The 23,625-nt window shown below is 38.1% G+C and carries 22 protein-coding genes and 1 other annotated feature; of the genes, 9 read left to right on the top strand and 13 right to left on the bottom strand.

Features of this window, described 5'->3' with window-relative positions:
• Window positions 1–13: 13 nt before the first annotated feature.
• On the bottom strand, window positions 14–1,339 hold the full coding sequence (locus tag IQI_RS19565; RefSeq protein WP_064094337.1) for a phenylacetate--CoA ligase family protein: 1,326 nt from the start codon (window positions 1,337–1,339) through the stop codon (window positions 14–16).
• A gap of 238 nt (window positions 1,340–1,577) precedes the next feature.
• Here IQI_RS19565 and IQI_RS19570 point away from each other — a divergent pair, with 238 nt between their 5' ends.
• Window positions 1,578–2,480: a DUF899 family protein gene (locus tag IQI_RS19570; RefSeq protein ID WP_064094338.1), complete on the top strand. Its 903-nt coding sequence runs from the start codon at window positions 1,578–1,580 to the stop codon at window positions 2,478–2,480.
• 48 nt (window positions 2,481–2,528) lie between these two features.
• On the opposite strand, the gene IQI_RS19575 is transcribed toward IQI_RS19570, so the two are convergent.
• Window positions 2,529–4,133 carry an MDR family MFS transporter gene (locus IQI_RS19575; protein ID WP_064094339.1) on the bottom strand — a complete coding sequence of 535 codons (1,605 nt, stop codon included), beginning with the start codon at window positions 4,131–4,133 and terminating at the stop codon, window positions 2,529–2,531.
• Window positions 4,134–4,144: 11 nt separating this feature from the next.
• The gene (locus tag IQI_RS19580; protein WP_231893471.1) at window positions 4,145–4,600 is read right to left on the bottom strand and encodes a MarR family winged helix-turn-helix transcriptional regulator; all 456 of its coding nucleotides are present in this window, start codon (window positions 4,598–4,600) and stop codon (window positions 4,145–4,147) included.
• 236 nt (window positions 4,601–4,836) lie between these two features.
• On the opposite strand from IQI_RS19580, the gene IQI_RS19585 reads away from it, so the two are divergent.
• Window positions 4,837–5,679, top strand: coding sequence for a YitT family protein (locus IQI_RS19585; protein WP_231893476.1), 843 nt, complete (start codon window positions 4,837–4,839; stop codon window positions 5,677–5,679).
• A 146-nt stretch (window positions 5,680–5,825) separates the two neighbouring features.
• Here the strand turns inward: IQI_RS19585 and IQI_RS19590 are convergent, their stop codons facing one another.
• Entirely contained in the window at window positions 5,826–7,382 is a 1,557-nt protein-coding gene (locus tag IQI_RS19590; RefSeq protein WP_064094341.1) for an ABC-F family ATP-binding cassette domain-containing protein, read from the bottom strand.
• A gap of 96 nt (window positions 7,383–7,478) precedes the next feature.
• The gene (locus tag IQI_RS19595) at window positions 7,479–8,594 is read right to left on the bottom strand and encodes an NAD(P)/FAD-dependent oxidoreductase (RefSeq protein WP_064094342.1); all 1,116 of its coding nucleotides are present in this window, start codon (window positions 8,592–8,594) and stop codon (window positions 7,479–7,481) included.
• A 261-nt stretch (window positions 8,595–8,855) separates the two neighbouring features.
• Window positions 8,856–9,065: a binding site (T-box leader), on the top strand.
• An 84-nt stretch (window positions 9,066–9,149) separates the two neighbouring features.
• Between IQI_RS19595 and IQI_RS19600 the strand changes: the two genes are divergently transcribed.
• Entirely contained in the window at window positions 9,150–10,493 is a 1,344-nt protein-coding gene (locus IQI_RS19600; protein WP_064094343.1) for a sodium-dependent transporter, read from the top strand.
• Window positions 10,494–10,534: 41 nt separating this feature from the next.
• Here the strand turns inward: IQI_RS19600 and IQI_RS19605 are convergent, their stop codons facing one another.
• A complete protein-coding gene (locus IQI_RS19605; RefSeq protein ID WP_082892806.1) occupies window positions 10,535–11,065 on the bottom strand; it encodes a superoxide dismutase family protein in 531 nt (176 codons plus the stop codon).
• A 654-nt stretch (window positions 11,066–11,719) separates the two neighbouring features.
• On the opposite strand from IQI_RS19605, the gene IQI_RS19610 reads away from it, so the two are divergent.
• Window positions 11,720–12,682 (top strand): S8 family peptidase, encoded by a 963-nt coding sequence (locus IQI_RS19610; RefSeq protein WP_064094345.1) that lies wholly within the window; start codon window positions 11,720–11,722, stop codon window positions 12,680–12,682.
• A gap of 51 nt (window positions 12,683–12,733) precedes the next feature.
• On the opposite strand, the gene IQI_RS19615 is transcribed toward IQI_RS19610, so the two are convergent.
• Window positions 12,734–12,979 carry a YkuS family protein gene (locus IQI_RS19615; protein ID WP_064094346.1) on the bottom strand — a complete coding sequence of 82 codons (246 nt, stop codon included), beginning with the start codon at window positions 12,977–12,979 and terminating at the stop codon, window positions 12,734–12,736.
• Window positions 12,980–13,033: 54 nt separating this feature from the next.
• Window positions 13,034–13,189, bottom strand: a complete 156-nt coding sequence (locus tag IQI_RS20975; RefSeq protein WP_197489781.1) for a hypothetical protein — start codon at window positions 13,187–13,189, stop codon at window positions 13,034–13,036.
• A gap of 138 nt (window positions 13,190–13,327) precedes the next feature.
• Here IQI_RS20975 and IQI_RS19620 point away from each other — a divergent pair, with 138 nt between their 5' ends.
• Complete coding sequence (locus IQI_RS19620; RefSeq protein ID WP_064094347.1) at window positions 13,328–13,762, top strand: ferritin-like domain-containing protein; 435 nt, start codon at window positions 13,328–13,330, stop codon at window positions 13,760–13,762.
• 36 nt (window positions 13,763–13,798) lie between these two features.
• On the opposite strand, the gene IQI_RS19625 is transcribed toward IQI_RS19620, so the two are convergent.
• Together IQI_RS19625 and IQI_RS21280 are read right to left on the bottom strand one after the other, a co-directional pair.
• Window positions 13,799–15,778: an ATP-dependent DNA helicase gene (locus IQI_RS19625; protein ID WP_328585755.1), complete on the bottom strand. Its 1,980-nt coding sequence runs from the start codon at window positions 15,776–15,778 to the stop codon at window positions 13,799–13,801.
• A 66-nt stretch (window positions 15,779–15,844) separates the two neighbouring features.
• Entirely contained in the window at window positions 15,845–16,063 is a 219-nt protein-coding gene (locus IQI_RS21280) for a hypothetical protein (RefSeq protein ID WP_328585756.1), read from the bottom strand.
• 101 nt (window positions 16,064–16,164) lie between these two features.
• Here IQI_RS21280 and IQI_RS19630 point away from each other — a divergent pair, with 101 nt between their 5' ends.
• On the top strand, window positions 16,165–16,767 hold the full coding sequence (locus IQI_RS19630) for a YczE/YyaS/YitT family protein (protein WP_064094348.1): 603 nt from the start codon (window positions 16,165–16,167) through the stop codon (window positions 16,765–16,767).
• Between the two features lie 33 nt (window positions 16,768–16,800).
• Here the strand turns inward: IQI_RS19630 and IQI_RS19635 are convergent, their stop codons facing one another.
• The 3 genes from IQI_RS19635 to IQI_RS19645 all read right to left on the bottom strand — a co-directional run bounded on the left by IQI_RS19635 (window position 16,801) and on the right by IQI_RS19645 (window position 20,754).
• Window positions 16,801–18,093 carry a sensor histidine kinase gene (locus IQI_RS19635; protein ID WP_064094349.1) on the bottom strand — a complete coding sequence of 431 codons (1,293 nt, stop codon included), beginning with the start codon at window positions 18,091–18,093 and terminating at the stop codon, window positions 16,801–16,803.
• Window positions 18,094–18,187: 94 nt separating this feature from the next.
• Window positions 18,188–19,156 carry a nuclease-related domain-containing protein gene (locus IQI_RS19640; protein WP_064094350.1) on the bottom strand — a complete coding sequence of 323 codons (969 nt, stop codon included), beginning with the start codon at window positions 19,154–19,156 and terminating at the stop codon, window positions 18,188–18,190.
• Between the two features lie 545 nt (window positions 19,157–19,701).
• Complete coding sequence (locus tag IQI_RS19645) at window positions 19,702–20,754, bottom strand: ATP synthase beta subunit C-terminal domain-containing protein (RefSeq protein ID WP_064094351.1); 1,053 nt, start codon at window positions 20,752–20,754, stop codon at window positions 19,702–19,704.
• A gap of 210 nt (window positions 20,755–20,964) precedes the next feature.
• Between IQI_RS19645 and IQI_RS19650 the strand changes: the two genes are divergently transcribed.
• The 3 genes from IQI_RS19650 to IQI_RS19660 all read left to right on the top strand — a co-directional run bounded on the left by IQI_RS19650 (window position 20,965) and on the right by IQI_RS19660 (window position 23,534).
• A complete protein-coding gene (locus tag IQI_RS19650; protein WP_064094352.1) occupies window positions 20,965–21,897 on the top strand; it encodes a glycerophosphodiester phosphodiesterase in 933 nt (310 codons plus the stop codon).
• A gap of 107 nt (window positions 21,898–22,004) precedes the next feature.
• Entirely contained in the window at window positions 22,005–22,331 is a 327-nt protein-coding gene (locus IQI_RS19655; RefSeq protein WP_064094353.1) for a cyclic-phosphate processing receiver domain-containing protein, read from the top strand.
• 129 nt (window positions 22,332–22,460) lie between these two features.
• Window positions 22,461–23,534 (top strand): aromatic acid exporter family protein, encoded by a 1,074-nt coding sequence (locus IQI_RS19660; protein ID WP_064094354.1) that lies wholly within the window; start codon window positions 22,461–22,463, stop codon window positions 23,532–23,534.
• Window positions 23,535–23,625: the final 91 nt, after the last annotated feature.

The following is a 23,625-nucleotide window of genomic DNA, read 5'->3' on the forward strand; positions in this document are numbered from 1 at the left end:
TTAACAAAAAAATTTACTGAAGCATCGGTTCCTCCCTTAAGTCAACAATACGAATCGCTTTCCCTTCTGAACGAGGAATTTCTTTAGGAGGTCTCACCTTAATATCCATTGAGACATAGCAATGATCTTTCATTAACCCCTTTACCTTTGCTTCTAATTCATTTATTTTTTCATGTTGTATATCTTTTGAAACCTTACGATAGAATTCATCTGTTATTTCAACCTGCAATTCAACAAGATCAAGTGCCCCTTTTTTCTTTAAGTGAACCTGATAATGAGGAGCTAACTCCCCAACCTGTAATAAGAAATGCTCCATTTCGGAAGGGAATACATTGACACCTCTAATGATCAGCATGTCATCGACTCTTCCCTTCACTCTGGACATTTTCACTGTTGTTCTTCCACAAGAGCACTTTCCGTGTTGAATCGAGGCGATATCTCCTGTCCGGTAACGAATAATTGGGAAGGCTTCCTTCGTTAAGCTCGTAAAAACAAGTTCACCCACCTCTCCTTCAGGTAAAGGTTCTAATGTATCCGGATGAATCACTTCCACAAGAAAATGGTCTTCAGCAATATGAAGTCCCTCCTGAGCTTCATGACATTCCATCGCCACTCCCGGCCCAATGACTTCACTAAGACCGTAAATATCACAAGCTTTAATACCAAGCTTTTCTTCGAGAGTTACTCTCATTGAGTTTGACCATGGTTCTGCTCCGAATATTCCGTATTGTAACGATAATATTGACGGATCTTTTCCTTCTGCTTCCATGGTTTCAGCTAAATTCAGAATGTAGGAAGGAGTTCCACAAATGACAGTTGGTTTAAAATCTTCTATTAAGGTAATCTGTCTGGACATGTTCCCACCGGAAACAGGAACGGTAATCATTCCTAACTTTTCGCTTCCATAATGAAGACCAAGTCCACCGGTAAAGAGTCCGTAGCCGTATGCGTTATGTAGTACTTCTCCAGGACGACCTCCTGCCATGGCGATTGAACGTGCTACAATATCTCCCCACATGTGTATATCATTCTGAGTATATCCAACGACTGTCGGCTTTCCACTTGTTCCGGAAGATGCATGTACCCTGACCATCTCTTCGCGCTTCACAGCAAACAGGCCAAAGGGATAATGATCCCTCAAATCCTTCTTCGTTGTAAGCGGTAACATTTTTATGTCTGACAAAGACTTGATATCTTCGGGCTTCAGTTGTCTCTTATCAAAATGCTCTCGATAAAAAGGGACATGGTTATAAACGACATGAGCAACTCTTTGAAGTCGTTCTAGTTGAAGGCGCTCCATTTGCGTTCGACTGACCGTTTCAATCTCATGCAAAATCATTATGCGTGCCTCCCTATTTTCTCCATTATATAAACCTATATTTATATAACGTTAATAATTCGTTTGTGTAAATATGTGTTATATTTAACTACTCAAAAGATAACGCCTTTACAGAAAATTGTCAATATATTTTCAGAAAATTTAATAATTAATCTTGCGCTTTTTTAAGGTAATTGAAGGACAACGACTAACCATGCAGAATTGATTAATAGACTCATGATTATAGGAGGGCGATTCTATGACAATCTATGAAGTGACGAAACAAATTCAATCGTTGGAATTGGAAATTATGACAAAGAAAAAACAGCTTGCCGAACTCCGGAAAGAACAAAGCTTACAAATAGTAGAAAACTACATGTTTCAGACCGTCGACCACTACACGATTACTCTTAAAGAATTATTTAAAGATAAGAATCAATTAATCATCATTCATAATATGGGCAGCACTTGTCGTTACTGTTCCATGTGGGCTGACGGCTTTAATGGTATCTATCATCATTTACTTCCATCCTGTGAATTTGTTCTTTCTTCACCTGATGACCCCATTGTTCAAGAAGACTTTGCTGCTTCTAAAGGATGGTCCTTTCCAATGGTATCTTCTAAGGAAAGTACATTTTCAGAAGATCTTGGTTTTAAAAATGAACAAGGGTTTATGCCTGGAGTCTCCACTTTTACCAAGGACACCGAAGGAACTATTTTCCACCATCATTCTGCTTTTTTTGGCCCTCATGATGAATACTGTGTAACCTATTCACTTCTTGATTTATTGCCGTCGGGTTCAGAGGATTTTGTCCCCCAATTAAAACGGTCGAACTCTTCCTTTCAACTAACGAATAACGTGGCCGTCGGTGTGAAGAATTATGAGAATGCTCTTCAGTTTTACTCAACTATTCTCGGCATGAAAGCTGTCAGCCAAGGGGAGACGGAAACAAAGTTTTCAATGAACGGAGTCAACTTCTTCATTGAAAACAGCGATAAAAATACCGTACATTTTGAATTTGCAGTAGATGATTTTCAGAGTTCAAAACAGAAGCTTCTTGATAGCGGCTGCACAGTGGATAAGACCCATTCCTCTAAAAGCGAAATGATTTCAGATCCTTATGGTTTAAAATTTCATTTGTATGAGATAAAAAAAGGCTAAATAAAAAGGCTTGCTTTAGAAAAAAATTCTAAAGCAAGCCTTTGCTCTTTATTCAGAATAAGCTGGGTTTAGTTTGGTTCCTTCAGCTTCTTCTTGTTCTGCCTTTAATTCTTTATCACGTTTAATTTTACCGTTTCCTACTGATAGAGCTACGCCTACCCCAATTGAAATAAACACAAGTCCTGTTAAAAATACAGTTGTGAATGAATCAGACCATGCCGTTTCAATAGAAGCTATCACGATACTCCCTATCTCTTTAGGAGCTTGAAGTAAGCTTGGTGTCACAAGTAACCCGAATAGAGCATCCGTTTTTTCACTTAGTATGGCTAGAATTTGACCAGCAGCAGGATTTTGTTGCTGTTCTGTCACTTCCTTCATATTCCCCTGGAGAGACTGATTCATTACAGCATTTAAAACGGTAATTCCAATAGTTCCTCCAATGGATCGGAAGAAGGTTGAAGCAGAAGTTACTGCTCCTAATTTTGATTTAGGAAATTCATTTTGTACCGCAATCATCAGCGTTGGCATGACAAGACCCATACCAAATCCCATCACGATCATAAAGAGATAAGCCGTAAATACTTTTGAAGATGGCCCCATAGTACTCATTAGGAAAAATCCTACTAACGTAATGACCATACCCATCGTTAGAACTGTACGGTATTTGAGTTTTAATAACAGCCTACCTCCAATGACGCTGGCTGTAATTAAAGCGATCATCATGGGAGTCATAGTAGACCCTGCTTGAGTAGGCGTTACTCCCAGTATTCCCTGCATAAACATCGGTACGAACATAATGGCACCAAACATCCCTAACCCTAACAGGAAGCCCAATGCATTCGTTGTGGCAAATACTCTATTTTTAAATAAACTTAAATCCAAGATTGGTTCTTTTGCTTTTTTTTCAATGAATCCGAAGACAAGTAATAACAGTAAAGAGCCACCAAAGAGAAGGAAACTTGTTCCAGATACCCAATCAAATTTGTCCCCGCCAAAATTGAGACCAAGCAATAATAGAACCAGGGCTGGAATAAGAGTCATGATTCCTAAGTAATCAATGCTAACTTTTTCTTTTGAACGACCAATATTTTCATATTTCAGACCTACAAATAAAAGGAGAGCTGATAATAAACCAAATGGAACATTGATTAAGAAAATCCAATGCCAGCTAATCGTATCAACAATAAATCCACCAATAAATGGACCAATAACTGAACTTAAACCGAATAATGCTCCAAAAACACCCTGCCATTTTGCACGTTGCTCAGCTGTAAAAATATCACCGATAATGGTTTGTGATAGTGGCATAATCATTCCTCCACCAATCCCTTGCAGTCCTCGATACAGGACTAACTGCTCCATTGAAGTGGCTGTGGCACACAAGCCTGAACCGATAATAAAAATGATGACTCCAATTAGGTATAATAATCGTCTTCCATATAAGTCCGATAATTTACCTACAATGGGTGTGACGGATGTGGATGTGATTAAATAGGCTGTTGTGACCCATGCAAAAATTGAAAAACCATTCAATTCTGCAATAATGGTCGGCATTGCTGTACCAACTACTGTTTGTTCTAAGGCACTGAAAAACATACCGATAATTAATCCAGTAAGAACTAAGCGTCTGTTAATTCCTTGTTGAACGGTCATACTATTCTCCCCTATTCTGTTAAATCTTTCTCTATCGCCGCTGCTAATTTTTCATAAATTGAGACAAATCTATCGACATCATCTTCCTCGAGATAGGATAAGTAACGAGTGAATATTTCTCTTCTTAATGTCTTTGCTTTTTCAAAAGCCTCTTTTCCTTCCGAGGTGAGGGCTAATTTAACAATTCGCCTATCCCTTTCATCACGCTCACGAGTTACAAATTTATTTTTAAGTAAGCGATCAATCATCACTGTAATCGCACTGGGTTTAACATCTAATTGTTCAGCCAACTCAGTTGACTTCGTACTATCTGTTGTTGATAAAAGGGAAAGAATATAAAATTGTGGACCTGTTAATTTCAATTCTTTTAAAGTAGTAGCCATGTCCTGCTGAATTTGACGATTGGATACTTGAAATACTCTAAATAAACGATCTATATATACATTTTTAATTTGGTCTTCGTTCACATTCTCCCTCCATTTCATTTCACTCATATAATATTTAACCTATTTAAATATTAATTATGTTATGTAAAAAAGTCAACATTGTTTTCTTCCTCAAAAATTGTCTGAAAAAAGCCATAATAAAGACTTTTATAAGAAAATGCTTTCATCAAAATTTATCATTTACAGTGAAGTTTCCTATCTTTATAATCGGGTTGATTGTTTTTTAACTCTCAATAAAGGAAGGAGCTCGCTCCGTGATGAAACAAATTCAATCCTTATTCAATATTGTACTCGGCGCATTCTTGATAGCCTTAAATATACATTTCTTCCTGTCACCAAATATGGTTGGCACAGGCGGAACCAGTGGAGCAGGAATTGTTCTAGCTCAATTTATTGATTTACCGGTTGGTGTGTTGATGTTCACACTTGATATGGTTTTATTTATTCTAGGCCTTATTCTGATTGGTCCAAGTTTTGGCGTCAAAACCATTTTCGCCAGTCTTTCACTAAGTGGAATGGTGTGGGGATTAGAAGTATTCCTCCCTCTTCACAATCCCATTAGTCACGATGTCTTAATTCAAATTGTGATAGGTACCATGATTGGAGCCATTGGTGTTGCCATGGTTTTTAATGAAGAAGCATCAGCAGGTGGAACAGGTGTCCTTGCAAAGATCATTCATAAATTCACCGGTCTTGAGCTTGGACGTGCTGTACTTGCCTCAGATGTTGTCATTGTGACCGCTTCTGCATGTTTCTTTGGGATTCAAATTGGTCTCTACGCATTTCTGGGTTTATTAATTAAAGGAATGCTCATTGATCGTACTCTTCAATTTTTTAATGAAAACAAGGAAATTGTTATTATTAGTGAACACAGCGAAGAAATTACACAGTTTATCGTAGATGATTTAGAAAAGGGTGCCACCATTCATTCGGCAAAAGGAGCGTTTTCCAACGATCAAAAAGAAGTCATCACCACCATTCTTGGTCGTAAAGACTTCTCAAAATTGAAATCGTATATTCAAAATACTGATGAAAAAGCATTTATTACGGTCCATAGCATGAATGAGATTTGGGGACATAACTTTAAATCTGTTGCTTAGAGTGAGTTATGAGCACACCATTTTTTTCGATTTATGAGCCGTTTCTAGAAATTAATAGGCCATTTTAAATATTTATATTCCTTTAACCAATGTAAAAAAGCCGGATCTTTTAGCAATACAATGCTAAAGATCCGGCTTTTATTAAATTAAAATAGTTTCGTTGTCCAAGACTCACAATTCCAAACATCTGTTGCCACATCTTGATAGAATTCCGGTTCGTGACTGATAAGGATAACGCTGCCTTTGTATTCTTTTAATGCTCGTTTTAATTCTTCTTTTGCCTCAACGTCTAAGTGGTTGGTCGGCTCATCAAATACTAGAACGTTTGATTCATTGTTCATTAATTTACAAAGACGGACCTTTGCTTTTTCTCCACCACTCAGTACTTCTACCTTACTTTCAATATGCTTTGTCGTTAGGCCGCATTTCGCAAGGGCCGCACGTACTTCGGCTTGATTAAAGGATGGGAACTCATTCCACACCTCTTCAATACATGTATTATTGTTTTTGGTTTTAATTTCTTGCTCAAAATAGCCAATATGAAGATAGTCTCCAAGCTCCACTGAGCCTGAAATTGGTTTAATTTCTCCTAAAATGCTTCTTAAAAGCGTCGTCTTTCCAATTCCATTCGCTCCTGAAAGGGCAATTTTTTGACCACGTTCCATTTTTAAATTAAGTGGTCTTGATAACGGTTCATCATACCCGATTACAAGGTCCTTCGTTTCAAAAATGACTCTTCCTGCTGTTCTTGCTTGTTTAAAGTTGAACTCGGGCTTAGGTTTTTCAGCAGCCAGTTCAATCATGTCCATCTTATCAAGCTTTTTCTGACGGGACATGGCCATGTTACGAGTTGATACACGAGCCTTGTTACGTGCAACGAAATCCTTCAGTTCCGAGATCTCCTGTTGTTGCCTCTTAAAGGCTGATTCAAGCTGCTGTTTTCTCATTTCATGAACTTTTTTGAATTCATGATAATCTCCAGCATAGCGATTTAATTCTTGATTTTCCATATGATAAATAAGGTTTATCACGCTGTTTAAGAATGGAATATCATGTGAGATTAAAATAAATGCATTTTCGTATTCTAGAAGATAACGTCTTAACCACTGAATATGCTGTTCATCCAGATAGTTTGTAGGCTCATCCAGTAGTAGAATGTCTGGTTTTTCAAGTAGAAGTTTGGCCAGCAGCACCTTCGTACGCTGTCCTCCACTTAAATCATGAACATCCTTATCAAGACCAATATCATCTAACCCTAGACCGCGCCCAACTTCTTCAACCTTTGCATCAATAATATAAAAGTCATTGTTTGTTAATGCATCCTGCAAGGTTCCTGTTTCTTCTAACAATTCCTCTAGCTCTTCAGGAGATGCCTCTCCCATTTTTGCAAACAGCTCATTCATTTCTGTTTCCATATCAAATAAATATTGAAAGGCCGTTTTCAATACATCCCGAATGGACATTCCTTGCTTTAGCTGTGCATGCTGATCAAGATATCCAATACGAATTCGCTTTGCCCACTCCACTTTTCCTTCGTCAGGCTCAAGCTTCCCCGTAATAATATTCATAAAAGTAGACTTTCCTTCTCCGTTTGCACCAATTAATCCGATGTGTTCTCCTTTTAACAATCGGAAAGAAACGTCGTTAAAAATCGCACGGTCTCCGAAACCGTGTGTTAAATCTTTGACTGTTAATAAACTCATATCTATTACACCTTTTCTTTGTATACTAAGTTCGCTTTCTCTATTATAAAGGTCATTGAGGCTAGAAGATAGAGGAAAATCCTTTCTGAAATCCCCTTACCCAATAGCGCCATTTACATCATAGTCAAGTGGATCCAGTTCTGTGTTTTCTCCTAATGCCAGGTTAGCCAGCTCTGAACCAAGAAACGGACCAACAGTTAACCCCGATGCACCAAGACCGTTGGCAACGAATACTCCGTTCATAGTAGGAATAGCTCCAAAAACTGGCAGGAATCCTGGGGTAAAGGGACGGAACCCTACTCTCGTTTCCATAACAGTACTGTCATGAAGCCCTGGACCTATGCTTAGGGCTTTGTGGAGAACCTCATTCATTCCTCCAGCTGTTACTCTGTTATCAAGACCCACTTCATTTTCATGAGTTGCCCCTGCTACGACTCGCCCTTCAGGGAAAGCAAGTAGGTATTGGTCATTTGGGGGCATCACCACTGGCCATTGACTCGTTTCTCTGTCGTTAACCCCTAAGTGAAGAATTTGTGCTTTTTGGGAAGAAACCAGAAAATCAATTCCTAAAGGTGCAAATAGTTCTTTCGCCCAAACACCGGCCGTTACGATCACCCCATGGGCTACGATTTTCTCTTCACCAAGCATAACACCTACTACCTGGTTTTTTTCAACCAATAGTTCTGCATTTCCTGTCCGAAATGCTGCACCGTGTTTTTGGGCGGCACGAATAAGAGCCTTTTTAAGGGCTCTTCCGTCTACCCTGGCAGCTCCGCTAACATGGACAGCCATATACTCTTCAGAAAGGAGAGGGAACTTCTCTCGAATTTCTTCATTGGATAGCTTTGTAATAGAACCAATTTCCGGAGCATCTTCACGACGTTTAAAGGCTCTCTCCATCATTTTATCTAATTTTTTTTCGTCTGTATGTAAACTGATGGCCCCCACACGGCTATAACCAGTTTCCGTTTCTCCGTCTAACTCTAATTCTTTAATAAGTTGAGGGTAGTATTTCGCTCCCCCTTTGGCTAATCTATACCATATTTTATTTCGGCGCTGGGAAAGCCACGGACAGACAATACCAGCTGCTGCATCTGTTGCTTGTCCAGAATCCTGTCGATCGATGATCAATACATTTGCACCTTTTTTAGCCAGGTGATAAGCCGTAGAAGCCCCTAAGATTCCTGCGCCAACGACAATATATGTTTTCATTTTAGAACACCTTTTCACTTCGTTTTTCTCTTTATTTTACTTGAGAAGAAAGGGGAACTCAATGGAGGAGCGGTTTTCAAGTTGTACCTTCATGTTTGTGCTTTTTGTGCCTGGCACATTTCAATGCATTTGTGCCTGGCACAATTTGAACTTTTTGTACCTGGCACTGACACCAACATTTCCAGACAATTCTCACTACATTTTTCGAAATATATTGACAAGTTGTTTCGTTTCATGATAAAAATTGTATAACCTAATATTGAATAAGCTTTGAAGGAAAGCAGTAGCTGACATTTCCCTGTTAAAGAGAGCCGATGGTTGGTGTGAATCGGTACAAAGATGAGTAGTGAATTTCGATTCTGGAGCTTCTTTTGACGAGATCAAGAGACGGTGTAAACCGTTATACGTGAAGAGTGATGAGAGTTTTTTCTCATAACTAGGGTGGTACCGCGATATCCAATCGTCCCTACATTTATGTAGGGGCGATTTTTTTATTGCCATGAACCCCTTCAAAGGAGCAATACAACTAACGAACTGAGAGAAAGGAGAATAAGAATGAGTCAACGTGAACAATGGTCATCCAAGCTTGGCTTTATATTAGCGGCAGCAGGGTCTGCTATTGGACTGGGGGCAATCTGGAAATTCCCTTATACGGCTGGTCAAAATGGAGGCGGAGCTTTTTTCCTGATCTTTATCCTTTTTACTTTATTACTTGGGCTTCCTTTACTTCTGGCCGAGTTTTCTATTGGACGTACAGCTCAAAGCAATGCCGTTGATTCCTATCGAAAAATAGCCCCCAATTCGAAATGGCACTGGGTTGGTATTCTTGGTATGATTACATCTTTCATTTTATTATCGTTTTACAGTGTCATCGGAGGCTGGATTGTCGTTTACTTGTTTAAGGCTTTGACAGGACAAATGAACGGTCTGACTTCTGATCAATACGCAGAAGTGTTTGGGGCAACTATATCAAGTCCGTTAACGAGTGTATTCGTTCAATTCTTATTTATTCTTATGACAATTATCGTAGTAGCAAAAGGAATTCAAAAAGGAATTGAACTGGCAAGTAAGATTATGATGCCCGCTCTATTCATCCTGTTCTTCATCCTAGTCATCCGAGCAGTTACTTTAGATGGAGCAATGGAGGGTATTATTTTCTTATTACAGCCTGATTTTTCTAAAGTAACGTCTCAGACTATTTTAGAAGCCATGGGACAATCATTCTTCACTTTAAGTGTCGGGGTATCTGTTATGGTAACCTACAGCTCGTATTTACCAAAATCACAGAGTTTACCTCGTTCCGCTTTTTCTATCGTGGGAATGAATATCTTTATCGTACTTTTAGCAGGATTGGCTATTTTCCCAGCAGTCTTTGCTTTTGATTTAGAACCTGGAGCAGGACCGGTTTTACTATTCAATGTATTACCAACTGTATTTAGTCAATTGCCATTTGGAATGTTATTCTTTATTGCATTTCTCATATTGTTCCTATTTGCAGCCTTAACTTCAGCTTTTTCAATGCTTGAAATTATCGTTTCAGTGATTTCAAAAGGAGACGCCGCACTTCGCAAAAAATGGTCTTGGATCATTGGCCTGGCTATCTTCATTTGCGGAGTACCATCTGCCTTATCATTTGGTATCCTGTCAGATGTTGTTCTATTTGATAAAACCATTTTTGATTTAGCGGATTTTGCCGTAAGTAACGTCCTTCTTCCTATTGGGGCCCTTCTCATTGCCTTATTCGTCCCAGCTAGAATGAAGAAAACTGCTCTCTACGAAGAATTGAAGCTTGGCAGCGGCTTGAAAAAAGGTCTATTCGAAGCATGGTTTATCCTGATTCGATATGTGGCACCTATCTTAATTATTGCCGTGATGCTTGACGGATTAGGACTATTTTAATTAGTAACAACGAAGGGTTGACCTATGAAGGTCAACCCTTTTTATCCGTTCGTTCCATATCCTATAACCACACCACATGCGAGTCTTTTTCCAGCATCTCCTGAAGGCTGTGATCGAAAGTCATCTGGATTTTGATGAATAATGACTCCCTTTCCTATTACATCCTTCACTTTAAACTTATTTGAGAAAAAAGACATTTTCCCATATCCGTCATTTGAAAAAAGAACAGGAAAATCACCTGCATGATTTCCATGTGGTTGATTGGTCGGATTCCAATGCCCTCCAGCAGACGAGAAAGGCTCTTTTTCATCACCAATTTCACACACCCCTTTTTCATGTATATGAAAACCGTGGGGGCCAATTGGCTTCTGACCATCCTTTCCTTCTTGATACGTTGGTAATCCTGTAACTTCAACGTACACTTCTACTCCCTTCGGAACTTCTCTAAAAAAAACATATCCTTGTAATGCGGGAGCTAATGGACCTCCCTGTATTTGAGCATATGCCATAGCAGGCATATTTCGATATGGATAATAAGAATAAGCAGGATAGCCATATTGATAATAATTCATCATTGCTTCCTCCTTTTCATTTCACTTCAGAAACAGTCTATGTGAAAAGGAGTAAAGAAATGATAAAAAGCTCATTCTGAAACTTAATCAAACGTTTGTTCAATGGCTCAACCCCTTTATTTATAAAGGGTTTTCATCGTTAAACAAACGTTTGTTTGAAAATCGGGAGCTTTTTCTTCCTGTTCAATGGAAATTTAAACAAACGTTTGTTTAAATGGGATACCCCTTTTTAAATAGGGATTTATTGGACTAAACAATCGTTTGATTGAAAAATTGACCTTCACAGTAAAACTTATAAGCATACGTTTATTACGCAGACTCGACCCATCTTGAGGAACCAACATTTATTTAGAATCATTATCATCATTCACAGTGAAACGGATAAATATCAATTTTGTACGGATAAAGACACGATATTCACGTAAAAACCGTGGAAACCTACGTATATACCCAAGATACTTACTCATAAATCAACTAAACCTACGAATAAACCAAATACAAACCGTTTTCCTTTTGGCCAGTGTGGCATCTCCAATGAAATTAATTGGTTTAATTTTCCTATTACTAATGACACTTTTATTCTTGTCCAAAAAATGTTATATTTTCAGAAAGTTCAGTTTTTTTGCAAGGTAAACCATTTTAGGAGGGATTGCTATGCAAGGTGAAATGAAGTTAATTCCGTATTTTATGGAGGAAATGATTGTTGATGTGAATGAAATTCCCAAAGGCGTCGATTTGATACAGTCTCCAAGCTTATGGAAGAACGGTTACAAAGGGAAAGGCATTAAAATTGCTGTCCTTGATACCGGCTGTGACATGGATCATCCTGATTTAGCCGGGCAGATCACTAGTTATCGTAACTTCACAGATGACAATAATAAGGCTGAAGATAATGTAACAGATTACAGTGGGCATGGTACCCATGTGGCGGGTACGATTGCTGCCAAAGAAAATGGTGCAGGGGTCATTGGTGTAGCACCGTTAGCTGAGTTAATTATCGTAAAAGTCCTTGCTGGAAGTAGAGGAAGCGGAAAATACGATTGGATCGTTAATGGTATTCAGTATGCCATTGATCAAGATGTAGACATTATTTCTATGTCTCTAGGTGGACCTACTGATTACAAGCCGTTACACGATGTTATTAAAAAAGCGGTCGCCGCCAATATTTCAGTAGTATGTGCCGCTGGAAATGAAGGAGACTCAGATAGTGAAACAGACGAGTTCTCGTACCCAGCCAGCTATAATGAAGTCATTTCCGTAGGAGCCATTGATCTATCCAGAAAATCCTCTTACTTTACCAATTCCAACAATGAAGTAGATTTGGTTGCCCCCGGAGAAAAAATCCTCTCTACAATCCCTGGTGATAAATACGCAAAGCTCAGTGGTACATCCATGTCGGCACCACATGTCTCTGGAGCAGTAGCTCTTATCAAGGAATTTGAGCAGGCTGCTTTTGACCGTTCCTTATCTGAAACTGAAATTTACGCTCAACTCATCAAACGAACCGTTCCTTTAAGCTTTCCTAAGACGTTAGAAGGAAATGGACTCCTATTCCTAACTGCACCAGATCTTCTTCGAGAACACTTGCGTAATCAACCACTCGCTCAGATTGGATAAAAATCGTCAAAATGAAAAGAGGACAGGTATCCATTCCTGTCCTCTTTTTTCTTATTGCATTCTGCTTTCGACTTGTTGACATACCTCATCTGCACTTAATCCGCTTGCTTCAATAACAGATCCTTGAGTGACTGCGTTTTGGATTCCCATTACATTTGAATCCATTCCTGTAACGACACAGCAATCGCAACCATTTGCATCAGATTCCTGCTTCAGTTCTACCACATCATGTCCTTTTTCACGTAAGGCTTGTACAACGTTCTGTAAAGATTGTTCAACACCAATTCTTCTTGTCATGCCTTTACACCTCCTATTTCTACATATAGGTTTTTCTTTCATGGAAAAAGATATTCATTTTTTATTTGTTTGTCTTCCACTCTTTTTTTGACTTTGCCCCTTGGCGTTCCCTACCTGAGTATCTGCTCCAAATTCCACATCATTTTTTGCTTTTTGTTTGGCCAGCTGTTCAGATGTTTGATCCATACTTTTCTTTCCCTGTTTGGACATTTTCATCCCTCCCTTAATCTTTATAGAATTAGAATCCCCTTTTAAAGACAAAATATTTGAAGAGGTTCGAATGTTTAATGAAAGAATCCTGAGGGTAAAAAATTTATATAACAAATTTAAAAGGGTGGTAATAAACAGATGGATGCAAAATTAAAAGAGTTAATCGATGGATTGAATGTAGATTTAGCTAATGAATATGCAGCAACAATTCTTTACACAAATTATGCTGCTGTTGTAAGTGGCTTATATCGCCAAGTACTTAAGCCTTTCTTTGAAAAGGAAATTCCTGATGAGCAAGGACACGCTTTATACTTAGCGGAAAAAATTAAAACATTAGGTGGAGAGCCAACAACAACTCCTGCTCCTGTTAAGCAAACAGATAATGTGAAAGAAATGCTAGAAGAAGGCCGTAAAGCTGAGGCTGATACCATTGAGCGCTATAAAAAGCGTAAAGAGTTAGCAGAAGAATTAGGTTATACAGAGCTTGTTATTAAGCTTGATGACATGATTGCCGATGAAACTCATCATTTAGAAGAATTCGATCGTATGTTAATGGATCCTTCTTTTAACTAATAGCATGAAAAAAGACCGCTTGCGAAGCGGTCTTTTTTATTTCCATTCTTCTAACATAAGCCCTTGATATTTAGGGGTTAAATATCTGTCATCGATTAACAGAAGCACTCCTCTATCCTCTTCAGAACGTATCAGTCTTCCTCCTGATTGAAATACCTTGTTTAAGCCCGGATATACATAGGCATAGTCGAAGCCATTCATTCCTTGAGCATTAAAATATTCTTTAATCAGCTCTTGCTCATTACTTGGTTGTGGCAACCCTACTCCTACAATAATGACACCTGTTAAACGATCCCCTTTTAAATCAATTCCTTCTGAGAAGATTCCACCTAATACTGCAAAACCAATGACAGGCTTTTCTCGATTTCCATGAAATTGAGAAAGAAATGCTTCCCTTTCATCCTCTCTCATCCCTTGTTCTTGAATGAGGAACGTTGCGTCTATTGATGAAGAGTCTATTCTTTCAAAGGCTTCACGCATATAGGAATAGGAAGAAAAAAAGACCAAAAAGTTTCCACCATATTTTTTTATGGCTGCTTCGATGGAATCTACAATCATCGGCAAGGTTCTGTCTCGATCTTTAAACCTTGTGGAAATAGGTAAAACACCAACATCCCATTGTTCTTTCTGAAATGGAGAAGGAATAAGAAAACGATAATCCTCTTCCCTCCCTCCAAGCTGTTTAAAAAAATAGGAAAAGGGATGAAGCGTAGCAGAGAAGAATACCGTTGATTGAAACGATTTCGTTACGTTTCTAATCACTTTAGAAGGATCGATACAAAATAACTTTATTTCTACGTCTTTGCTGGAATGATCGATTACAAACCGGTGTTCTTGGGAATATATCTTTGAAATCCTCATAAAGCTTAAGGCATCAAAATACAATTGGAGAAATTCCTCTGACCATTCTTTGCCGTCTTCTCCCAAGCATTTTTCTGCAATCTCCACAAACCCTTCGATTTCCTCTACAAGCTGTTTATCTAATTCTGTCCTCGCTTCACATCTATTTTCTACTTCTTTTTTCAATTGAAGAAAATATTTATTTACAGAGTTAGTACTTTTCTTGATGTGCTCATTGTCACCGTGTAACCTTTTTACTTCTAAAAAGGATGATTTCTTTAATTCTGCTGAATACATCTCCCTGCCTCGACTAACCAGATTATGTGCTTCATCAATAAGTAAAGCGGTTTTTTTCTTTTTTTCTTCCTTCATTCTTTGCAGAGAAACTTTCGGATCAAAGACATAATTATAATCACAAATGACTCCATCTACTAGATAAGTAAGGTCTATGGAAAATTCAAAAGGACAAACCCTGTGTTTTTTTGCATAGCTTTCAATAATAGGTCGTGTCATCGACATTTCATTTTTCAAAATATCAATTAAGGCTCCATTGATTCGATCATAGTATCCATTAGCAAATTCACAGTATTCCTTTTGGCAGATCGTTTCTTCCTTGAAGCAAATTTTATCTTTTGCCGTTAGGGTAACAGCACTGTGTGACAACCCTTGTTTTTCTAATAGAGACAGTGTCTCTTCTGCCACCGTTCGCGTAATCGTTTTCGCCGTTACATAAAACCATTTTCTTTCCGGCTCGTCAACTATTCCCTTTATGGTAGGAAAAAGAGTTGATATCGTTTTTCCTGTTCCAGTTGGTGCATTAGCAAATAAGGTTTTCGACTCTTCGATGGTTTTATATACTGCTCCCGCCAGCTTTTTCTGCCCTTTTCTAAAAGCAGGATAAGGGAAGGATAGATTCTGTATGCTCTGTTGCCGCCTTGATTGATTATGTAAAAGCACCAATGCTAAAGGTGTATAGGAAACTAGTGTCTCATGAACAATGTTTTCAAGCTCATTTAATGAATATTTTCTCAGAAATGTTTTCGTTTTTTCTGTCTCTATTTGTATGTAAGTAAGCTGTACTCCGATGTGGTCTAATTGCCTTTCTTTTGCCAATAAGAAGGCATAACACTCAGCTTGAGCCCAGTGAACCCTTGCACCTTCCTCAATATCCAGCAAGCTTCTTGCCGTTGATTTTATCTCTTCAATGATGACTTCTTCGTTTTCATACAGTATTCCATCACATCAGCCTTCTAATTGATAAAGAATTGAACCAGCCATGAACTCCCCTTGAAGGAAGACCTCCTTCTCATCCCCTTCTTTATAGGCTTTCTGTATTTTTTGGTGGAGCCTGGTGCCTAGGGTCATGGACGATCGAGTCTGAAACCGAACATCAATGCTTCCTTCTTTGTAAACAAACTCAACTAATTCCCGTATAGAAACCTTTACTTTCCCTTCCAACATATCACCCTGGCTTTCTCCCTATAAAAAATATTCTAATTTACCTCACCATTTCATATTGTATCTAGTAGACAAGCTTTCTAATTGAAATGGAGGACGTAAGAATGAAAGTAAGATTCATCTTTTATTGTATCGGTCTATTTTGTCTCTCATTAGGTGTGTCTCTTATTATCAAAGGAGATTTAGGGGCAGCTCCTTGGGACGCACTAGCCGTGGGAGAATCTTACTTGTTCCACCTATCAATTGGTACGTGCATTTTTATCAATGGCTGTATACTCATTTGCATCAACGCTATTTTATTAAAAGAACGCATAGAGTGGTTGGCGGCTCTTTCTATATTCGTGATTGGAATGCTTGTGGACTATTGGATAACTGTTGGACTTCGAACCTTAGAGCCTATTGGATTCCTTCAACAGCTAGGACTAGTATTAATGGGCATCTTAATCCTTGGCATCGGCATTTCCATCTACCTGCAAGCCAAGCTTCCTTCGAGTCCAATGGATACCTTCATGGTGGCAATCCACTATAGATTCGGATTAAATTTACGGAATTCCCGACTCCTAAATGAAGCGATCGCCATTACTTTGGCGATTCTTTTTCACGGTGCTGTTGGGATTGCCACTGTCATTGTTGCCTGTTGTCTTGGATTTATTATTCATTTCTTCTATCCTATCATGGAACGTATGTACGATAAATGGAGTTTATAAAAACACTTAGAGTTTTCTAAGTGTTTTTCGGTGTTACATTGCATCTTGAATATCTTCATCAACTTGTTTTAATTGTTCTCTGTTTAAAGGAAGGGTAATGGTAACAATCGTCCCTTTATTAACTTCACTTGCATAATGAACAGAACCGCCCATCGCTTCAATGATTCGGATAGATACACTTGTACCAAGACCAGTGCCTCGATCCTTCGTTGTGTAAAACAACGTGCCAAGCCTTCCTAACTCTTCTCTCGTCATACCTTTTCCAGTATCTTGTACAATAATGACCGATTGATTATTGGTTCTATTTAAGCTTACCTTCACTTTTCCTTGTGGTGGCGTGGCTTCTATAGCATTTTTTATAATATTTACAAATGCCTGTTTCAATTTATTCCGATCCGTGTGTAAATATCCATCTTCTTTAACTTCTTCCTCAAGAGAGACTCCTTCTTTTAATGCATAGGCATTTAATAGCAACGTAACATCAGAAAGAACGTCTTTCACATTGATTTGCTCAATTTTTTCGAATTCCGGCTTAGCAAAATTCAAATAGTCATTAATGATTTCCTCTGCCCTTCCTAATTCAGTTAAAACAATGGTTAAGTATTCCTGCTGACTCCCCGATGCTTGTTTTTTCATTAATTGAAGAAACCCTTTTACAACCGTTAATGGATTTCTCACTTCATGAGCAATTGAGGCAGCAAGTTCACCAAGAGTATTAAGCTTCTCCGACTTTAAAATCTCTTCTCTCAATAGTTGCTTCTCAAGCATCCATTCATTCAACTGAGCTGCAATTCCTACACCTAACACCTGAATTCCACCAAATGCTAAAACATATATCCCCATTTCTTGATTTCCAGATACGGGTATCCCACTTATAAGGGAATAGGAAAGCAGAATAGCCAGCATAACCAAGGCTGGCCAAAACCCTAATAGGACAGCGAAGGACACCCTCTTTTTAGGAGCATATGTCCAAAATCGGTTTGCTATGAGAAATGGGAGAATTCCTGCAAGGAATGCACTAATAAATCCAAAAACGATGGCATCACCACCATTGATGACCCGAGCAGACAGTATAAACAAAAGTACAATTAATCCAGCCTTTCTCCCACCATACAACATGGAAAGGACGAGAGGAATGTAACGGAAATCCCAATACAACCCAAAGCTTTCATAAGCAAAAATCATACACATAAACGCAGCGAAACCATGAAGAATCCCTATAAAAACAGGGGATTTACCTAACTTATTATTTTCCAGCAAAGAAGCTTGGATAAGAACAGGAGCCAATATTATTAATACATGCAACAGCAATTTTTCAATCAGCATCGATTAGTCTCCTAAAAATATTTATTACTTTACACATACGACAAATTTCTCTGAAATCCTTTTTCTGGATGGGTTTTTTGTGAAAAAAAGGTATTTATTGAAGAATGGTGGGAAGGAAGTACTCTCTATTTTTGGTAGAGTCAGTTGAAGAGAAATTAGATTTCTTTAAAATAGTATAGGTTTGGTCTCTCGATGAGAGATGGAGGAATGTCTTTGCTTCCTGGTTCGTAATGGTAGGTTTTAGAAGAATGAAAAAATCAGAAAGAGCTTGGACATGAGCGGACTTTGAAGTAGCACGACAATACGAACAAATCCACACCCCACATTTTCTCATCATAGGGGATGTTCCACACTCTGGACAAATTACCCCCGTTTGAATATCTTCTTTTTTCAAATTGTAGTATTCAAGACTATTACTAGTTACTGGTGTATTCGATTTAATAATCTTTTTACTAAGTCTCCGTAAATCTTTTACTTCTAATTTTAATGATTGATGATGTTGCTTATACTCTAACAAAATCTGATATAGATTATGTAAGTGAGTTACATATTTTCTTAGCTCCTCATTGTTTTGTACTTTCAATATGGTTGTAGGATTTGAAATGACCACAAACGATTTGATTGGCAGTTGATTTATTTTATTTTCCAACAACCACTTTCTAAAAATATATTCCTGCTTCTTCACCTGAGTAATGGGATCTAAAAAGCCCTCCCCCTTTCCATTTGCTTTCCTAATTAATTGCTTTAAACCCAAATCAAACTCCAACGTACCAAATATATTCTTCACCTCGAGAATCACAGCAAAATATGAGGTTAAAATTAACGTGTCCATTTGAAAATAATGATTTCCAAAGAGTAGTCTTACATCATGGAAAATAGTAAAATCCTCATCTGCCAGTAACTCTAAATGACGATCAACATCTTGTTCGCCACGAAAACCAGCTCGTCTTTTCCGTAAATCTTCTTGAATGATTGGAATAAGGGGATGTTCCGGGGATAACCTTCTTAATAATGCCTCGCTTTGGAGTATTCGTAGGGGAACTTTTCTTTCTTTTAGTATCAATAGATCAACCTCCTTTTCATTTTAGAATTCATTCGATTTGATGGGGGTGAAATCCTTCCTTTTTTTGAGATTCATATTTTTTGTTGGTGTGTTTTTCTTCTACTTTGCTTCGGGTTAGTGCTGGGTACTGTATCCGTGGATTTGACTGGGTTATGCGTGGGAATCTAGATTTACCCAGTCGAATCCTCGTTTTATCCGTGAACTCGATCTCTTTATGCGTGAGTAGAACTGATTTATCCGTTTCACTGTGAATAACGAGAATGATTCTAATCTTTTACTTGCCTCAGAACAGTCTCCGTACCTTTTACCCAATGATCGAACTGTTTTTTGCGTGGAAATTTAGATTAGTCCGTACAAATCCTACTTTTTTCCGCGAATTCTCTCTTTTTATACGTACAAATCGCTTGTTTTCCCGTTTCACTGTGAACAACGAGAATCATTCTAATCTAATCTGAACACTGAACAACAAAGAGGTCCGTCCCTCAGCAACCAACTTGGGCTGAGGGACGGACCTCGGACCTCTACAAATCTCTTCCTAGAATGTTCTATTTGCTCAGTGTTCCTTTATATTTCATGTCTACTGGTTTGAGATGGTTGTAGCTGCCGGAAAGAATTTTTTCGATATCTTGAATGCTGTCTTGGATGGAGACTGTTTCTCCTTTTATTTTGGTGAATTCTTCTGCAACATAGAAAGGTTGACTGAGATAGGCTTCTAGTCTTTCTCCTTTTTCAAATAATTCAAGATCTGCTTCTGGGATTTTTTCTTTTCCAAGGGTGTTCATGAGTACGCGAATTTCTTTGTAGCGTCTGAGTAATTTCTTGGCTTTGCGGTGGATAGCTGTGTGGTTAGATTCTAAGGCGTCCTCTTCAACTAATACGGATGTGGATTGAACTGGGTGAATAGCCGGATAAATTCCTCGTGTAGCCAAATCGATATCAAAGTAGCATAAGCTGTCTAGTGGACCAAAAGGATCGTCTACGTCAACTGCTTCTCCACTTGGGTCAAATAGGATCGTGGTTACGTCTGGGTATCCTTCAGCTTCAAATCGTTCTCTTAATTCATATAACTCTCCTGAAACGATGAATGATCGGTCCACATATAAAATAACGTTCTGCTTTTCTTCAATTAATGCAACTTCTGCAAAGGCATCTTCAATCGAATGACATTTTGTATTTACAAACCCCTCTAGATCGCTTAATCCTGGGAATGTTTGATTGGGTGTTAAAAGGATCGAGGAATAGCCTTTCTCCTTTAGGAGCTGTGTTAACTCAGCTAAAACGACAAATTGACCAATTTGAGATCGTGCAATGAATCCATTTGTCCCTCCCTGTACAATTGGAGCAAATAAATCGAGTGGTTTAATTCCTGTTTCAATCATGTTTAATTTCCCTCCTTGAATAATTAATTCGTCCATCGTGCAATTTGCCAGATTCGCTAATGTCAAAATGGTTTTTACTTCTGCTCTTCCGACTGAGATTTTTCCAGTACATAGATTTGATACTGTTGCGGGCCTTAATCCAACAGACCGTGCAGCAGTTGTTAAATTTGGAACACGTCGACGTAATAATGATACATTCAGCTTTAAGTGGTCATTCATGTATATCACCCTCCTTACTTTATAAGGTAATTCATTTTACTTTTAAAAGCAATACATATTTTCTTTAAAAAGTAATTAATTTCCTCTTTAACGTAATTTATTTGCAATATGTTCACAATTCTCACGTAATAGTTTTTTTGTGTCCTAAAAAGATGAAGTGAAACTTATACTTATTAAATAACAATCTTTTCACTAAAAGGATGAAAGAAAATGAACAAAGTAAAAACGAAACAACCGGTCCAAAATACTTCTCTTTCTATTGGTCTTGCCCTTCTTTTTTTCTTAATTTTCTTCATAATCGTATATTGGGTACCGGTTAAGAAAGTGGAGACTCCTCCTTTTTTAATAAAAGAGAATAATCGTCCCCTGGTGATTGCCCATCAAGGGGGAAAACACCTTGCCCCCGGGAATACAATTCCTGCTTTTCAAAAAGCCGTTGATCTGGGAGTGGATGTTATTGAAACGGATATACATATAACAAAGGATGGTTATTTGGTAACGATTCATGACCCTACCATTGATGCTTCAACGGATGGAAAAGGAAGTGTAGAAGACTACACCTTAAAAGAACTTCAACAAATGGATGCAGCTTTTCATTTTCAAGACTTAAAGGGTGAGTATTCTTATCGTGGAAAAGGAGTTTACATCCCTACTTTAGAAGAGGTATTTCAACGATTTCCACATACAAAAGTAAACATCGAAATCAAAGATGATAACCCTAGTTCAAGAATGGATGAAATTTCTCAAAAGCTTATGTTGCTAATTGAAGAATATGATATGGAAGACAAAGTACTTGTAGCTTCCTTTGATCAAAAGATCATCCGAACGTTCCAGAAATACAGTAAAGGAATTGTAGCTACTCAAGGTGGGAGACAGGAAGCAAAAAAATTTGTCATTCTCCATAAATTGTTTTTGCGTAATCTTTACAAGCCAAATGCTGATGCGTTTCAAATTCCCCTTCAAGAAGGAAGGGTTGATTTAACTCATAAGGATATTATTAATGGAGCACACCGGAGAGGCCTTCATGTCCATTATTGGACAGTTAATGATAAGTCTACAATGAAGAGATTACTAGATGCCGGTGCTGACGGCATTATAACGGACCGTCCTGATTTATTAATCGAGGTGATCGAAGCACGATAAAACCCCATTTACAAATATAATGGTAATTATGGTTCTTTAGAACTATATAAGTTACTACTATTCTCTGTTACGCTTATAGAAAGTCAAATGACGAAAGAAGAATAAAAATGACAGTAAATGTGTTTCTAGATGATTACCGACACTGTCCTCAAGGGTACATTCTCGCTAAGGATATTGATGAATGTATTGACCTGCTTCTGAATTTTTCTATCGCTCATCTTTCATTAGATCATGACTTAGAAAGCAAGACTCGAAATGGGCTAATGCTCGTTCAATTCATGGTGGAAAAACAGCTATTTGCTGAAAGAATTACCATTCACTCTGCAAACGCTGTTGGTGGGAAAGAAATGTATAAGTACTTAAAAGAGGCACAAAACAACTTCAAGATGCCTCGGTCAATTAAAATTACATTGCGTCCTTTACCTCTTAGATAATCTCTTTTTAGAAGAGATTACATATATCGAGAACTGTTCTGAGGAACAGTTCTTTTTTGTTTGTTTTCATTAGGTACCATCTTTCTTTATAATAGAAAGAAGAGCATTTATTAAAAAGAGGGTTAGTTTATGAATTTTCTTAAAAAATTTCAATTTGTCGGGGGTAGGATTGCCAAGACAGGGTTAGCTGTTTTTCTAACAGCACTCGTTTGTGAATTACTGAACTGGCCGGCTACCTTTGCTGTGATCACAGCAATCGTGACCATTGAGCCAACTGCTGCCAACTCGATCAAGAAAGCATTTATTCGTTTTCCAGCATCCGCTATAGGTGCTTTATTCGCCGTCATCATTGCTTCTTTATTTGGAGATCACCCCATTACTTATGCATTTGTGGCTCTCCTAACCATTATCACGTGTCACAGGCTTCATCTAGGAGCCGGTATATTGGTGGCTACACTCACAGGAATCGCAATGATCCCTACCATCCATGACCATTATGTTGCTACGTTCTTCATTCGTCTTGGGACCACAACGATTGGCTTGATTATCTCAACTTTAGTCAATTTATTGATTCTTCCACCAAAATACTCTAATGCTATCACCACGAAAATCCATAACCTATATTTTAAAACAGGTAATCTATTGGAGAAACGAGGTACGGAGGTTCTTCAAAACCAACCTCTTGATCGAGAAACAAAATTAATTTTCAATGATATTTTACGTGAGATTGAATCAACGGATACCTTATGTGAATACCAAAAGGAAGAATGGAAGCTTCATCGCTCAAGTCGACAAGAATTACGTTATTTTCATTATGAATACAAGAAACTCAATCTTCTTAGGCAAATTCTTTTTCATATTGGAAATCTAATTTATCTTCCTGTACAGCATTATTCATTTAGTGAAGAAGAGCAAGAACGCATTCTTAACGCTACACAATCATTAAAAGGAATTATGCACCACCCTTCATTTCTTATTGAGGACCAACATTTCACATTAATGAAGGACTTGTTAGAGGAGTTTTGGGAGGATCACGATGACCTTCATAGTAAACCTTTTCAATCTATTAAACAGCATTTCTCGTGTGAAACTGTCTTATTGTACGAATTGTTATCGATTCACGACTTAGTAGAGGAATTGAGCGAAGTTCATCTATTGGAGGCTCAACATGAAAACGTACTAGAAAAGACATTGCAACCATAAAAAAAGGAATCAGCTTATCTAGGCCGATTCCTTTTTTATTTGGCTGTCCGAGTAAAGTTTTGGGATATTTCACAGAAGTAACAAGAGGGTG

The sequence above is a fragment of the Rossellomorea aquimaris TF-12 genome, from assembly GCF_001648555.1.
Classification (GTDB): Bacteria; Bacillota; Bacilli; order Bacillales; family Bacillaceae_B; genus Rossellomorea; species Rossellomorea aquimaris.